Raw genomic sequence first — 13833 nt, forward strand, 5'->3', positions numbered from 1 at the left:
CGATACTATCATTAATCGATCCCGATTCGTAAGATTCAAGCGACGGCGACCCGGGTGGGGCCGAAGGCTGCCGGCTTTCGGGCTACGGACAGTTGCCGATCGTGAGCGAAATTCGAGGGAACAACGGCGGGGCGGGGGAGCTTGCTTGTGGCGTCGATGTTCGTCGTCCGAGGCAACGATCAGGGTTGCCGATTCGAATTGGATGCCGATCAGGTGACGATCGGCCGCGACGTCGGCAACACGATCCAGTTGCACGACACGGAGATTTCGCGCCGCCATGCCGTGATCACGCGGGAAGGGCGGCGCTATAAGCTCGTCGACAACCGCAGTTCCAACGGCACCTTCATCAACGGCAAGCGAGCCACCACGCATGTGCTCGCCGCCGGCGACGAGCTCTTGCTCGGCAGCACGCTCTTGCTGTTTACCGGCGGCGGCGACGAGCCGAGCGAGTTGGCGAAGAAGATCGACGTGATCGCGCGGCATCGTTCCGACGATCGGTCGCGCATCGTGCGGACGATGCCGCAGTCGGAAGGGCGCGACATGTTCGAAACGCCCGACGCTTCGGCCGTGACGAGCCCTTGGCTGGCGAAGGCGCGCGGCAACCTCGACATCATGTATCGCACGACGATGGCGATCCGCCACACGCTCGACATCGATCAACTGCTGCATGCCGTGATGCAATTGATCTTCGAGTGGGTCGAGTGTGATCGGGGCTGCGTGATGCTGCTCGACGCCGACTCGAAGCGCCTCGAGCCGCGCGTGCGGCGGAATCGTAAATCGTCGCAAGACGACGAGCGGATCGTCCTCTCGAAGACGATTCTCGATTACGTCATGGAGAAAAACGAAGGAGTGCTCACGAGCGACGCCTCCGGCGATCAGCGCTGGAATTCGGCCGCGAGCATCCTGCAGGCCGGCATTCGGGAAGCCATTTGCGCCCCGATGCAAGGCCGGCACAGCCTCGTCGGCGTGATTTACATCGACACCTCAATGACGCCGCAACAGGTGATCCAAGGGGGGACCGCAACGAAGTTCAACGAGGAGCATCTCCGGCTACTCGTTGCGATCGCCTACCAGGCGGCGCTCGCCGTCGAAGACACGCGCTACTATTCGGCGATGGTGCAAGCCGAGCGATTGGCGGCCGTCGGGCAGGCCATCGCGACTCTCTCGCATCATGTGAAAAACATTCTGCAAGGGATCCGCAGCGGCAGCTACCTAATCAAAGAAGGAATTTCGAACCACGACGAGCGAATGGTCTCGAAGGGTTGGGAGTTCGTCGAAAAGAACCAAGACCGCATCTCGCACATGGTCATGGACATGCTCACGTTCAGCAAAGAGCGTGAGCCGGAGATGCAGCCGGCCGACTTCAACAAAGTGGTCGGCGAAGTCGTGGAACTGATGGAAGGGCGCGCAAAAGAACGGAACGTGCAGTTGCATTACGAACCGGCCGCGTTCATGCCGAACCTCACGTTCGACGCCGAAGGGCTGCACCGCGCAGTGTTGAACGTCGTCTCGAATGCGATCGACGCGAGCGACCCGCGGCACCGGCCCGACCCCGTGGAAGACATTCACGCGACGCACATCGAGAGCGCCGAACCGGCCGAGCCGACGCCGGGCATCGTCGTCGTGCGCACGGCGTTCGAGCCGGGCGAGTCGCTCGTTTGGGTCAGCGTCGAAGACAACGGCGGGGGCATTCCGCTGGAAGAACAAGAACACATCTTCTCGCTCTTCATCTCCACGAAAGGAAGCCGCGGCACAGGGCTCGGGCTTCCCGTCAGCATGAAGATCATGAAGGAACACGGCGGCCGAATCACACTCGTCAGCCAACCCGGCCAAGGGGCGACCTTCACCCTGGAAATGCCCGCCGTGCTCGTCGACATGACAAGGAACTTAGACGACCCGCCGCTGGGGGAAATGACTAATCACTAATGTCTAATCACTAATGTCTAATCACTAATGTCTAATCACTAATGTCTAATCACTAATGTCTAATCACTAATGTCTAAGAGATCCTGAACTAGGGAAGGCTAAGCAGCCTCGTCGTAGGTCGACCATGCTTCTATGACGAGCTGCGGCGCACGAGCGCACGAATCGTGGCGCGAGCTAGACGCAAAGGCGAACGCAGAATTGCCTTGTGCTCGGTCAATTGTTGTGCCAGGCGAGCCTGCTCTGACTCTGTCGCCGCGAGTTGGTTGTGCAGTTGCTCCACTTCAACCAAGTGAAGTGCCTTGTGTTCGGCAAATTGTTCCGTCAGGCGTGCTTGCTCTTCCTTTAAGCGAATTTGCTCGGACTCGGCCGCCGCGAGTTGGCGGCCCCGTTGCTCCAGTTCGACCAAGAGCGGATCTTGAGGAATCCTGATTTCGGAACACTGCTTTTCGGCTTCGGCACGAAAGGCGAGAAATTCTTCGTAGCGGATCTCTGCCGGTCCTGCATCAGCAGGGGTGTAAGCGGCGAATCGACCGAGAAGCAACGCCAGATCGGCGACCTTAAGCCTTGTCGGAACCAGGTCGTTCAAGCCGAACATATCGTGTTCCATCATCGACACGATTAATGCCCGACCGCGTTCCAGGCGCTCGCTCCACCGCCGACGCTCCAGCGCGGCTCGCAGCATCGGCCCGAGTTGCTCGGCCGAAGTGGCCTCATAGGCAATGTCGCGCCCCATCAGGAACCCATTGCCTAATGTCACCAGCGGTCGGTCATAGACTAAGGCGAGAAACTGGACACCCGACGCGATAGTAACGCACACGTCGGCCGCTTGCACGAGCGTGTGTATGTCAACACGCGAGAAGTTGCGAACGAGTTGTGAACTCGTGTCGGTCGGGAGCGTAAATTGCACCCCAGGATGGGGCTTCGACCAGAAGGACGCCTGCGGAGCGACGGACGCTAGAGCCAGCGCGGTCTGTTGCGCGGCCGACTCCGACGATTTGACCCAAGTACCGAAACGTTCGCCGAGGGCGTGATGATCGAGCGCGCACCCGCTGCCGATGTCTTGCGTCCCCAGATACAGTACGCGAGGCCTCGGATCGTGAGCTAAAAACCGCTGTTCTTCGGTGCTGCTGGAGATGTTGTGCGTCGGATAGCGGCGATCGGAAATGCTTCGATAGTATTCTTCAATGTGGTTCCAAGCTTCCAGGCAGCGACCTTCGAGCGGCGCAGGGCGCGCCAATGCCGGTGAGGTGTTGATGCCGCTGAGCGCAATCTGACCGCTCAATGAAAGGCTTAGCGTGTTGTCCAACGGCCCGCGCTCCATCATATAGGCGGGCACCTGCTGCCGTTGGGCGAGACGCACCATGAGGCGCGAAAACGGTAAAGTGCTGCCCCAGCCCAGGACGACCGAGGGCTGCATGATTGCAAACGCTTTTTTCCAAAATGCAATCGCACAGAGTACCAAGTACTCGGCTTCCGCTTCAGGCAGCGACATCCCCCAGGCGCGATCGATGGCGACCATTTCCGAGCAGAGGGCGGCTTCCGGAGTAGGTCGTCGACTAGCGCAGTGCTCGGCAAGCAAGCGTCCTTGTTCAACCAGCAAGAAGGGACAGCCGATGTGTCTGAAACCCGGGTAGGGTTGGTAGTCGCCGATCGGTCTGAAGACGATCAACTCCATTCCAACTTCGCGCAGCATGAGGCCTACTGCGGACAGCGCATCCCAGAGTGGATCTCCGGGGCCCAAGGCGCAACAAGCCCAAGCGATGGCGCGGGATGCTCGGCCGCCACCGCTTTCGGATGCGGAAGTCATGCCAGGCGCCGTCTGTCGACGACACCGGAAGCCAGAAGCGCTTCGGCCATGCGAAAGTCGTCTTCGTCGTCGATGTCGTGGCATTCGATGCCCGACATGTGAAAGAACGACAAAGGGGGCGAGTACAAGCAATATCCGTGCTGCTCGTATTTCGAAATGACTTGCTCGCGTGCCGTAATGAAGATGATGAAATTAATGAACTCGAACGGCTTGAGATCTTGGGTGCGCGGCGACTTGCCTTCCGCCGCGAAATTCAACGGCGCGCGATCGAACACCAGATGCCGCCGCATCGCGGTCGTGGAGAAGAGCGTCCCGTGCGGATTGCTGCGATAGGCGCGCACCGCCTGATCGATGGTTTCAGCCCGCAGAAACGGGGCGGTCGGATTGATTACGACGATGGTTTCGCAGTCCACGGCCTTGGCGAAGTCGTACAAAATTTCGTCGGTCGAAGTGGAGTCGATCGCGAGAGCCGGGTCGCGCCGATAAACACGCACGCCCGTGGGCGCAACTGCGGCTGCGATATCTCGACTCTCGGTATTCACGTACACCTGATCGAGCGTGGCGGCTTGCAGCGCGGTGTGAGCGACGTAGGTCACTAAGGGCCGGCCGGCGAGCAAGCGAAGATTCTTGGCCGCGACGCGAACGCTTCCTAATCGCGCGGGAATGTAAGCGACGACTTTCGACGATTGTGGAAGCGAATGATGCATGCCGATCCGTTCTCAGAGTTGCTTATCACTGCAGATGCTTTAGAGAGATTTGCCGTCGTGTGTGCGGTCGACATATAACATAATCCAGAGTCGAAATGCAATATAGAAAAGCGATGCCTCGTCGGAGCAAAAAGAAGCACGACAAATTGTCGCACCGGATTAAAAACATCAAGGATAGTTACACACTTCCTTTCGGCTTAAGAGCTGCGTGATAGGCAGATTTTTTTAGTGTTTTCGAACGCCCTATCCGACTTCTTACGGGAAGCCTTCACTTACCACCAAAAAGATGGGGGAGCATGAACGAGATCGTATTGCTGCGCCGGGCGAGTCGCTGGTCTGCGTGAGTGTCGAAGACAACGGCGGGGGCATTCCGCTGGAAGAACAAGAACACATCTTCTCGCTCTTCATCTCCACGAAAGGAAGCCGCGGCACGGGGCTCGGACTGCTCGTAAGCAGGAAGAGCGTGAAGGAAGATCGACCGGCCCGACGCATCGTGCTGTCATGCGTCGCTAAGCGACGCGCCGGTCTTCGTCGCGTTTCCATTCCGGGGATTGAAATGCCCGGCTAACGCCAGCCGGTCGCGATGCGACCGAAGAACGGGGCGATCGAAGACTATGCGACTTTAGTATGCCGAAGCGAGTCGCGGAGCGACGATCCGCTGGTAGCCGTGGATTTCAATCCACGGCAGAGATGACGCAACGAGGATCGTTTGCGTCGCATTAGCAACGCCCGACTATTTCTTTCTTCCCGCCGACCACTGATCACCGGCCACCGACCACTTCCTCCGCTACCCTCTCTTCCCCGGCACGAACGGGTTCGTTCGCTTCTCTTCTCCCGTCGTCGTGGCGGGGCCATGGCCGGGCAACACTACCGTGTCGTCGGGGAGCGTGTAGAGCTTCTTGTGGATGCCCGCTGCGAGGAGCGGCATGCTGCCGCCGGGGAAGTCGGTTCGGCCGACGCTCCCTTGGAACAAGATGTCGCCGCCGAAGACGATCTTCCGCTTCGGGCCGCTCCAGATGAAGACGATGTGGCCCGACGAGTGGCCGGGAATTCGGGCCGTCTCCCAAGTCATGCCGGCCGCGGAGTAGGGTTGCGCTTCGTCGAGCAATACATCGGCCGGCGGCGTCGTGATCGGAATGCCGTACTTCGCCGAGAGGTTCGCGACAGGATCGATCAGCTTATTCGCTTCGTCCCAGCCGATCACGATCGGGCAATCCGGCCACTCGGCTTTCATCGCGGGAATGCCGGCGATGTGGTCCGCGTGGCCATGCGTGATGAGCAGCGCTGCCGGCACCAGCTTTCGCTGACGAACGTAATCGACGATCAGGTCGGGCTCCATGCCGGGATCGACGATTACGCAATCGCTTCGTCCGGCGAGATGCGCAACGTAGGTATTTTCAGCAAACGGTTGCGACTCGACGCATTCGATCGTAGGTTCGTCCGGCGTCAAAGCTGGTCTCCGCACAAGTCCGCATTTTAGGTAGAGTACGCCCGAAGTTTCACTTCGCCGACGCCTGCCGCGCGTGCCTCGGATTGTAAGAGTTTCCGTTCGGCAGAGCGAGCCGGAGCGAGGAATCGCGGAGCATAAAAACTTTTGAGGCTGGAAAACACGGACTTTCACGATGCCGGCAGGCCACCGCAAGCACCGGCTCGGCACCACGATTGCAACAAGCTTGGTACGCACGAACATTTCGCATTCAGCTAGAGACCGGTTCGCCGAACTCCTCTCACACAGACATGGAAGGTCGAAACGATGAAGCGCACGCAGCCATTTTTTGCTTCATACCTTTTCAATTCATACCGTCCCGCATCGCTCGTCGCTTGGCCGCTGGCCGTGGCCGGGCTCTTCGGCAGCGAGCTGCCGCCGGCGCAAGCGCAGCAAACGCTGCTTGAATACTCGCAACCGACGGCTCCGCAAGCCGGCCGGTATGCCACGCAACAATACGCGGTTCCCGCTACGAACAACGGTGCGCCGATGGCAGGTGCCCCCATGACCGGCGCCGCTCCGGTTGTGGGAAGCGGCAATCCGTTCGTCCGCTCCGGCCCGCCGCGCGCGAGCTTGCTCGCTGCGCCGACCTCGGCTTCGAACGCCGCCGTGCCGGCTTCGCGTTACCCGGCAAATCCCTATGTCGTCGCGGCACAGCCTACGACTGCACAGCCTACTGCGACTCAGGCACCAACCGAGCTGCCGACCCGTCCGCGCTACGACGAACAAGTACGACCTGCCACGTACGAGATGCCTGCGACGACGCCGATGACGCCGGTTGCCCCTGCGACCCCGATCGCGACGGTCGGCGGCCCGGCGTTGGCCGTGGCTCCGAACGACACACGCTATTCGCAATCGCCACTGCCGCAATCGCCACAATCGCAAGCCTATCCGCAGAGTTCGCCCTATTCGCAGTCGCAGCAATTCGGCTCGACGCAGGCTAGCGCCGCGGGCGGTTCGGCGACCATTCAAACGGCTGCGACCCTGCCGGTGCCGCCGCTGGCCGGGCAACCTCCGCATCAACTGAGCGGCCTCGCGATTCTGCGCCAAAAGCCGCTCGATGAGAATGCGGCTCGGATGCAGCATCCCCTCACGCCGCTCGTGGCTTGGCTGGAAGACGACCTGCGGCAGATGGATACCTTGCGCGATTACAGCTGCACGTTTAAGAAGCGTGAGTTCGTCGACGGCAAGCTGCAAGATCAGCAGTCGATGTTCGTGAAGATGCGCATGCAGCCGTATAGCGTTTATTTCTACTTCCTCGATCCGGCCGTGCAAGGGCAGGAAGCCCTCTACGTCGCCGGCCGAAACAACGGCAACCTGCTGGCCCATCCGATCGGCATCAAGAAAGCGCTCGTCGGCACCCTCTCGCTCGCTCCCAACGATCCGCAAGCGATGGACGGCAACCGTTACCCGATCACCGATTTCGGTATTCGTCGCTTGGCGGAACGCTTTCTCGAACGCTCGCGCTACGAGATGCAGTTCGGCGAGTGCGATGTGAAGGTGATCGAAAACGCAAGGGTCAACGATCGCGTTTGCACCTGCGTGCAAATCGTGCATCCGGTGAAGCGGAGCGAATTCCGCTACCACATGGCTCGGCTCTACATCGACAACGAATTGAACTTGCCGATTCGCTGCGAAGGGTACGACTGGGCGGATCGCGCCGGCGGCGAGCCGCAATTGATCGAGGAATACACCTACTCGAATCTCAAGCTCAACGTCGGCCTCACCGACGCCGACTTCGATCCGGCGAATCCGCAATACGGATTCAAATAGGCCGGCAATGAACCGTGCGAGTATGATGAAGATCGTTTGGCGCACGCTGCGCACGGCGCTCATCGTTTATCTCGGGCTCATCCTCGTGTTGTTGCTGCTGGAAAACTACCTGATCTATCGGCCGAGCCGTTTCGACCGCGGCGGCTGGAACCCGCCGACGCCGAACAGCGAGCACGTCGCGTTCACCTCGGCCGACGGCACCGAGCTGACCGGCTGGTACATGCCGCATCCGAAGCCGCGCGGCGTCGTGCTGTTCGCCTGCGGCAACGGCGGCAACATGTCGTATTGGGCCGACACGTTCCATACGCTGCACGATGAGTTGCAGCTCACGGTGCTCGGCTTCGACTATCGGGGCTACGGCCGGAGCGCGGGATCGCCGAGCGAAGCCGGAGTGCTGGCCGATGCCCGAGCAGCCCGCGCGTGGCTCGCCGCGCGCGAAGGGATCGCAGCGGACCGAGTCATCTTGATGGGGCGCTCGCTCGGCGGAGGCGTGGCGACCGACTTAGCGCAAGACGGCTGCCGCGCGCTCATCATCGAGAGCAGTTTCACCTCGCTGCCGGATGTCGCCGCGCGGATCTACCCGTTCTTACCGGTTCGCTGGGTGATGCGCTCGCGCTACGATTCGCTGAGCAAAATCCGCAACTACCGCGGCCCCCTCTTCATCAGCCACGGCAACGCCGACGGCCTCGTGCCGTTCGAGATGGGGCGGCAACTCTACGACACCGCTCCCGGCACGCTCAAACGGTTCTTCACCGTCGAACGAGGCGACCACAACGACCCGCAACCGGCCGCATACTATCGCGAACTAAGCCGGTTTATCGAAGAGTTGCCGTAACGCAGCAACGCTTTTCTCTTTAATCGCTCCGTTCAATAGCCGGGCATGCATATGCCCGGCAGCTCCGTTTGAGCAGCGAATTTGCTCCTTACTGCGGCAACACCAACTGCGTCCCCGGGCGAAGGTTCTCTAAGTTGTCGCCGAGCGTTTGCCGGTTGAGTTCGTAGAGTTCGGTCCAGCGGCCGGCCTTGCCGAGTTGTCGCCGGGCGATGTCGAACAGCGTATCTCCCTCGCGCACGGTGTAGGTCGCGGCCGGAGCGGCGGCAGCGCGGCCGCCGGCGAGGGCGTTGTCGGTCGGTCGGCCATCGGCGGCGACTGCGCCGCTGACCAACTCCGGATAACGCTGCTTGAGCACTTCGGCCGGCGGCACGTCGAGCACGCTGCCGGCGCGGACGTCTTCAGCATGGGGATAACGGTCGCTGTTGTAGGCGAAGAGGGCGCGATAGTAGCTGCCGTCGCCGTAGACCTTGCGGCTGATGTTCCAAAAGTTATCGTCGGGCGTCACCACATACGGCGTGTTCTTCACGGCCGGCAAAGCGCTAGCCGATGACACTGTGCCGGTTGATGACACAGCGCCGGCCGACGGCAGAGGGTTAGCCGACAACACGGCGCTCGCCGACGGAGCAGCCGCAGCCACCGGAAGCGTCGCCGCCGTCGGAGCGATCGTGCCGTTGCCGGTCGATGGTTCCGAGGCCGAAGCGCGCAGCGCGTTGGTGTTGGCGAATTGCGAGCCCGCCGGCGGCAGAGCGCCGAGCGCGGCGACTCCCGGTGCGCGGCCGTAACCGGAGTTCGCGGTTGCCGCGAGGGGCTGCGAAGCGGTCGCGGAAGCATCGAACGGACGAGGTTCGCGCAAGACGTTCGTCGCGGCGGCGGACGTCGGCACGATGGCGTTGGCTGTCGGATTGGTGACTGGGTTGGCGACTTGGCTGGTCGCCGGGGCCGACGCGATGTTCGGAGCGGCATAGCGGCTATCGGTCGTCGGCATCGTCGGTGTTGCCGGAGCGGCTTCCTCCGGACGACCGGCGCGCAAGGGGTTGTCCGTCGCGCCGCCGACGGGGGCGGAACTCGCGGCCGAACCGGCATACGCTGCCGCAGGGGGCGCGTAGCCCGGCTTCGCGGTATACGGCGACGACGCCGGAGCCACCGGAGGGGACAACGTCGCCGAGGCGGTCGGCGTGGAATTGGCAAAGCTCGGCGGTGCGGCCGGCGTTGTCGAAGGGGTTCCATAGCGGGAGGGATTGGCTCCCATGCCGTAAGGAGACGGTGCCCCGGTTGCCGCTGTGGTTGTCGCCGGATTCATGGCTGCCGGATTCACTGTTGCCGAGTTCATTCCGGCAACGGCCGGCGGCGGCTGCGTCGGCGACGAAGCCGGAGCACCCGGGGTGCCGTAGCGCGAGCCGGTCCCGTAGCCGGGGTTGCCCCCGGGCGCGCCGTTGCCGTAGCGCGCATCGGCGACACCGGCCGACGGAGCGCCGGCTTTCGGCAGCGGCGGCAAATAACTCCCCGACTTCGGCGGCGTTGCGGTTTCAGGGCCGGTCTTCGAGGCCGTGGCGAAGCTCGGTGCGGCCGGCGTCGATGGTGCCGGCGCGACAGGCAGCTTCGCTTCCGCGATGATCGCCGCGTCGTCGGTGCGGGTCGCGAACGGCGGGGCCGAGGTGGTCGGAGGGCCGACGTTGATGTCGATCTGCTCGGCCTTATTGGCTTCGAGCAACCGCATCGTCAGCACGCCGCAAAACGAGACCCCGAGAATTCCCACGAACGTCAGACCGAGCTTTTTTTCCGCATTCATCACTGCTCCTCCTTGAGCGAGGGTTCGGCATCCTTGCCGGACCGTGTTTCCGTCGTCGAATTATTTCGAGTTCCAAGCCGATGTTTTTTTGAAGCGATCTCTTCCACGCCAAGCGTATTTCAAAATCAAAGCACTCCCGACGAACGTGCTGCGACGCGCAACTTCGCGCTCCGCGAGCGCGGGTTCGCCGCCAACTCCGCTTCGCTTGCCTCGATCGGTTTCCGCGTGACGATCTCCCACCGGGGGTCGTTGCGAAAGGCGTGCTTTACCAAGCGATCTTCGAGCGAATGAAACGTAATGATCGCCACGCGTCCGCCCGGCGCGAGGCAGCGCGGAGCGTCGTGGAGAAATTGTTCAAGAGCGCCGAGTTCGTCGTTCACCGCGATGCGCAAAGCTTGAAAAGTGCGCGTGGCGGGATGAATCCGTTCCGAATCGGCCGTGCGCGGCACGCAGCGACGCACTAGTTCCGCGAGCTCGCCGGCCGTCGCGATGGGTTGCGTTCGGCGTCGTTCGACGATCCCCTTCGCGATGCGTCGGCTGAAGCGTTCTTCGCCGAGGCGATAAATCAGGTCGGCCAGCTCTTCCTCTTCCTTCTTCGCCAGCAACTCGCTCGCGGGGACCCCTTCGGTCGTGTCGAAGCGGAGATCCAAAGGGCCCTCGGCGTTGAAGCTAAAGCCCCGTTCGGCATCAGCCAATTGATCGCTCGACAGGCCGATGTCGATCAGGATGCCGTCGACCTGCTTGCGCTCGATGTCTTCAAGCACCAAGGCGATGTCGCGGTAGTCGGCCCAGAGGGGCGTTATCGGGAGGTCGGCCAGCGCGCGCTGCGCCGCTTCGACTGCGGCCCGATCGCGATCGAGCGCGAAGACATGGCCGCCGGGAGCGACGAGCTCGGCCAAGCGCCGGGCATGGCCGCCGCCGCCGAGAGTGCCGTCGATCAAGGTCTGGCCGGGCTGCGGAGCAAGCCCTTGCAAGACTTCGTCGACCAGCACCGGCACGTGCTTCGTTTCGCTCTGACTCATGAAACTTCCGCAACGAACGATCGGGAAGGAAGCGCGCGCAACCTCGGCTTCAAACGGGGCGGGAGTGTAGCAGGAGGTCCGGAAAAAGAAGAGCCCACCTAGGCCACGTCCTTGTGGCCTGGTGGGGCTTGGGTCATATCGGAATGACCGCTTCTTGTCGCATGCGGCGCTTCATGCAACCGTTGCACTGCGGAAACAGGGAAAGATCGGTGGCCTTGACCTTCCCCCACTCCGCCGTGCTGCGATCTCGGACGGACTCTGCTTCAAAAACCCAGCGTGATCTCGGTTCATCCCCATTTTGCCCCCGTTCCATCGAGGCGGCACTAGCGGAAATCAGTCGTTGCTCGAAAAAGCCTGCTCGGCAATTTGGTCATACTGCGCAGCCTGGGACAAAAGGTAAGCATCCCACTTCACCTTGTCCCAGATTTCGAGGTGGTCCTGCACCCCTACGACTACCACTTCTTTGCCGAGGGTCGCCAGTTGGGCGAGGCTCGGCGGAATACGAAAACGTCCTTGTTCGTCGAGTTCGAGCCGTTCGGCTCGGGCATAAAACAGTCGGTTGAAAGCTCGCACGTCTTGCCGGGTCGGCGAAGCGTCTGCGAGACGACGGGCCAATGCCGTAAGAGATTCCTCCGTGTACAAGGCCAGTGAGCTATCGGTCCCTGGAGTGAGGAACAGGGGAGGAGTCGCGCTTCCTTGCGGACCGGCCTGTTCCAGTGCTTCGCGGAGACGTTTCGGCAAGGCGATCCGCTGCTTGTCGTCGACGGCTCGCACAAAGGTGCCGGTCAACAACATGAATCACCACCGATCCCCACTGAACACCACTTCGCCCCAAACATAACGGTTGCGACAGAACCGTCAAGCAAGGTTTTGCGCAAGTCCTTGGTCTCGGCCTGCGGCTCGGCCGTAGGCTATTTTGCCGCCGCGAGTTACGACGAATTAAATATAGTTTTCGCAACGCGGAAGCAGGCATCGGAAGCATGTTCAGACGTGCAATTCGGTCCGGACCACAGCAGGGGTTACGCCCGCATAGCGAACTGCGGTACAGTGCCGTTCGAGAGGCGTGTTTTCTTCCGAAATACGCTCTCAAGCTCCTCCGTTGCCGGACGATCGATGTCTGAAATCGACGAATACGATTACAAGCTTCCGCCCGAGCTCATCGCGCAAGACCCGTTGGCCGTGCGCAGCGATGCGCGGCTGATGCTCGTCGATCGGAAGACACAGAAGATCGAACATCTGCATGTGCGCGATCTGCCGAGCTTGCTCGTGCGGGGCGATTGCCTCGTGATCAACGATACGAAAGTGATCCCCGCGCGGCTCATCGGACGGCGCGTAAAGACCGGCGGCAAATGGGAAGGGTTGTTTCTTTCGACCACCGAAGACGGCTTTTGGCGGATCCTCTGCAAGACGCGCGGCAAGCAAGAGCCGGGCGAGCCGATCGAGCTGCTCAATCGCCGCGCGAAGGAAGACATTCAGCTCCGGCTCATCGAGAAGCAAGACGGCGGCATCTGGCTCGTCTATCCGGAAATCGAAACCGAAGAGAGCGTGTGGGATACGCTGGCCCGAGTGGGGCGCGTGCCGCTGCCGCATTACATTCGGGGCGGCGAAATGACGGAAGAAGACCGGACGCGCTACCAAACGATCTACGCGCGCGAGCCGGGCTCGGCAGCCGCGCCGACGGCAGGCCTGCACTTCACCGACGAGCTGATGCGGAAGCTGATCGACCGGGGTGTGACGCCGGTGCGCGTGACGCTGCATGTCGGCCTCGATACGTTTCGGCCGATCAAAGTCGAAACGCTCGCCGAGCATGTGATGCACACCGAATGGTGCCATGTCGACGAAGCGGCCGCCGAGCGCATCAACGCGCTGCGCGGCAAAGGAGGCCGCTGCATCGCCGTCGGCACCACGGCCGCGCGGACCTTAGAAACCGCCGCCCGTAGCGGGGAAGTCGCACCGTTCGACGGCCCGACCGATATTTTTATTCGGCCCGGCTTCGCAATCCACGCCGTCGATGGCTTGATGACGAATTTCCATCTCCCGCGCTCGACGCTGCTGGTGCTGGTGCGCACCTTCGGCGGCGACGCACTCCTGCGCCGCGCGTATGAAGCAGCGATCGCGGAGAAGTACCGCTTTTATAGCTACGGCGATGCGATGCTGATCGTGTAAAGAGAATCGCAAGCGAATGGCGACGTCGACGACCGGGGGCTAACGCCCTGCGGCTAATCGGTCGCACGCATTAGCCGGTACGCGTTAGCGTCCGGTTTCCGGCGCACGATATTCATGCGTCGCTACGCGACGCGCCGGTTTCGTCGCGTTTGCATTCCGGGCATTGAAATGCCCGGCTACCGTCGGCCGGTCGCGATGCGACCGAAGAACGAGGCGATCGAAGACTGTGCGACTGTGGTGAGTCGAAGCGAGTCGCGGAGCGACGATTCGCTGGTAGCCGTGGATTTCAATCCACGGTATCGAGTTGCAGCGAAAGTTAAAG

General features: G+C 61.7%; 11 protein-coding genes. 5 read left to right on the plus strand and 6 right to left on the minus strand.

All coding sequences use genetic code 11. The features are described from left to right. The first annotated feature begins 156 nt into the window (after positions 1–156). Positions 157–1926, plus strand: a complete 1770-nt coding sequence (locus K8U03_16560; protein MCE9606505.1) for an FHA domain-containing protein — start codon at positions 157–159, stop codon at positions 1924–1926. Positions 1927–2056: 130 nt separating this feature from the next. On the opposite strand, the gene K8U03_16565 is transcribed toward K8U03_16560, so the two are convergent. Together K8U03_16565 and K8U03_16570 are read right to left on the minus strand one after the other, a co-directional pair. Beyond that, complete coding sequence (locus tag K8U03_16565) at positions 2057–3619, minus strand: hypothetical protein (GenBank protein MCE9606506.1); 1563 nt, start codon at positions 3617–3619, stop codon at positions 2057–2059. A gap of 110 nt (positions 3620–3729) precedes the next feature. Continuing rightward, positions 3730–4440: an NTP transferase domain-containing protein gene (locus K8U03_16570; protein MCE9606507.1), complete on the minus strand. Its 711-nt coding sequence runs from the start codon at positions 4438–4440 to the stop codon at positions 3730–3732. 286 nt (positions 4441–4726) lie between these two features. On the opposite strand from K8U03_16570, the gene K8U03_16575 reads away from it, so the two are divergent. Next, positions 4727–5008 carry an ATP-binding protein gene (locus tag K8U03_16575; GenBank protein ID MCE9606508.1) on the plus strand — a complete coding sequence of 94 codons (282 nt, stop codon included), beginning with the start codon at positions 4727–4729 and terminating at the stop codon, positions 5006–5008. A 219-nt stretch (positions 5009–5227) separates the two neighbouring features. Here K8U03_16575 and K8U03_16580 read toward each other — a convergent pair whose 3' ends face one another. Continuing rightward, on the minus strand, positions 5228–6130 hold the full coding sequence (locus K8U03_16580) for an MBL fold metallo-hydrolase (GenBank protein MCE9606509.1): 903 nt from the start codon (positions 6128–6130) through the stop codon (positions 5228–5230). Between the two features lie 63 nt (positions 6131–6193). On the opposite strand from K8U03_16580, the gene K8U03_16585 reads away from it, so the two are divergent. Next, positions 6194–7699, plus strand: coding sequence for a DUF1571 domain-containing protein (locus K8U03_16585; protein MCE9606510.1), 1506 nt, complete (start codon positions 6194–6196; stop codon positions 7697–7699). 22 nt (positions 7700–7721) lie between these two features. After that, positions 7722–8534 (plus strand): alpha/beta hydrolase, encoded by an 813-nt coding sequence (locus tag K8U03_16590; protein ID MCE9606511.1) that lies wholly within the window; start codon positions 7722–7724, stop codon positions 8532–8534. An 88-nt stretch (positions 8535–8622) separates the two neighbouring features. Here the strand turns inward: K8U03_16590 and K8U03_16595 are convergent, their stop codons facing one another. The 3 genes from K8U03_16595 to mraZ form a co-directional block, all read right to left on the minus strand. Further along, entirely contained in the window at positions 8623–10323 is a 1701-nt protein-coding gene (locus K8U03_16595; GenBank protein ID MCE9606512.1) for a LysM peptidoglycan-binding domain-containing protein, read from the minus strand. A gap of 125 nt (positions 10324–10448) precedes the next feature. Further along, complete coding sequence (gene rsmH, locus K8U03_16600) at positions 10449–11345, minus strand: 16S rRNA (cytosine(1402)-N(4))-methyltransferase RsmH (protein MCE9606513.1); 897 nt, start codon at positions 11343–11345, stop codon at positions 10449–10451. Between the two features lie 333 nt (positions 11346–11678). Then, positions 11679–12140, minus strand: a complete 462-nt coding sequence (gene mraZ, locus K8U03_16605) for a division/cell wall cluster transcriptional repressor MraZ (protein ID MCE9606514.1) — start codon at positions 12138–12140, stop codon at positions 11679–11681. Positions 12141–12458: 318 nt separating this feature from the next. On the opposite strand from mraZ, the gene queA reads away from it, so the two are divergent. Then, on the plus strand, positions 12459–13511 hold the full coding sequence (gene queA, locus K8U03_16610; protein ID MCE9606515.1) for a tRNA preQ1(34) S-adenosylmethionine ribosyltransferase-isomerase QueA: 1053 nt from the start codon (positions 12459–12461) through the stop codon (positions 13509–13511). Positions 13512–13833: the final 322 nt, after the last annotated feature.

This window comes from Planctomycetia bacterium (genome assembly GCA_021413845.1).
GTDB lineage: Bacteria > Planctomycetota > Planctomycetia > Pirellulales > PNKZ01 > PNKZ01.

Coding starts and splice junctions, on each gene's coding strand:
- K8U03_16590 (MCE9606511.1), top strand. CDS start 7,722: ATGATGAAGATCGTTTGGCGCACGCTGCGCACGGCGCTCATCGTTTAT.
- K8U03_16565 (MCE9606506.1), bottom strand. CDS start 3,619: ATGCTGCGCGAAGTTGGAATGGAGTTGATCGTCTTCAGACCGATCGGC.
- mraZ (MCE9606514.1), bottom strand. CDS start 12,140: ATGTTGTTGACCGGCACCTTTGTGCGAGCCGTCGACGACAAGCAGCGG.
- K8U03_16570 (MCE9606507.1), bottom strand. CDS start 4,440: ATGCATCATTCGCTTCCACAATCGTCGAAAGTCGTCGCTTACATTCCC.
- K8U03_16580 (MCE9606509.1), bottom strand. CDS start 6,130: ATGTTCGTGCGTACCAAGCTTGTTGCAATCGTGGTGCCGAGCCGGTGC.
- K8U03_16575 (MCE9606508.1), top strand. CDS start 4,727: ATGGGGGAGCATGAACGAGATCGTATTGCTGCGCCGGGCGAGTCGCTG.
- rsmH (MCE9606513.1), bottom strand. CDS start 11,345: ATGAGTCAGAGCGAAACGAAGCACGTGCCGGTGCTGGTCGACGAAGTC.
- K8U03_16595 (MCE9606512.1), bottom strand. CDS start 10,323: ATGAATGCGGAAAAAAAGCTCGGTCTGACGTTCGTGGGAATTCTCGGG.
- K8U03_16585 (MCE9606510.1), top strand. CDS start 6,194: ATGAAGCGCACGCAGCCATTTTTTGCTTCATACCTTTTCAATTCATAC.
- K8U03_16560 (MCE9606505.1), top strand. CDS start 157: ATGTTCGTCGTCCGAGGCAACGATCAGGGTTGCCGATTCGAATTGGAT.
- queA (MCE9606515.1), top strand. CDS start 12,459: ATGTCTGAAATCGACGAATACGATTACAAGCTTCCGCCCGAGCTCATC.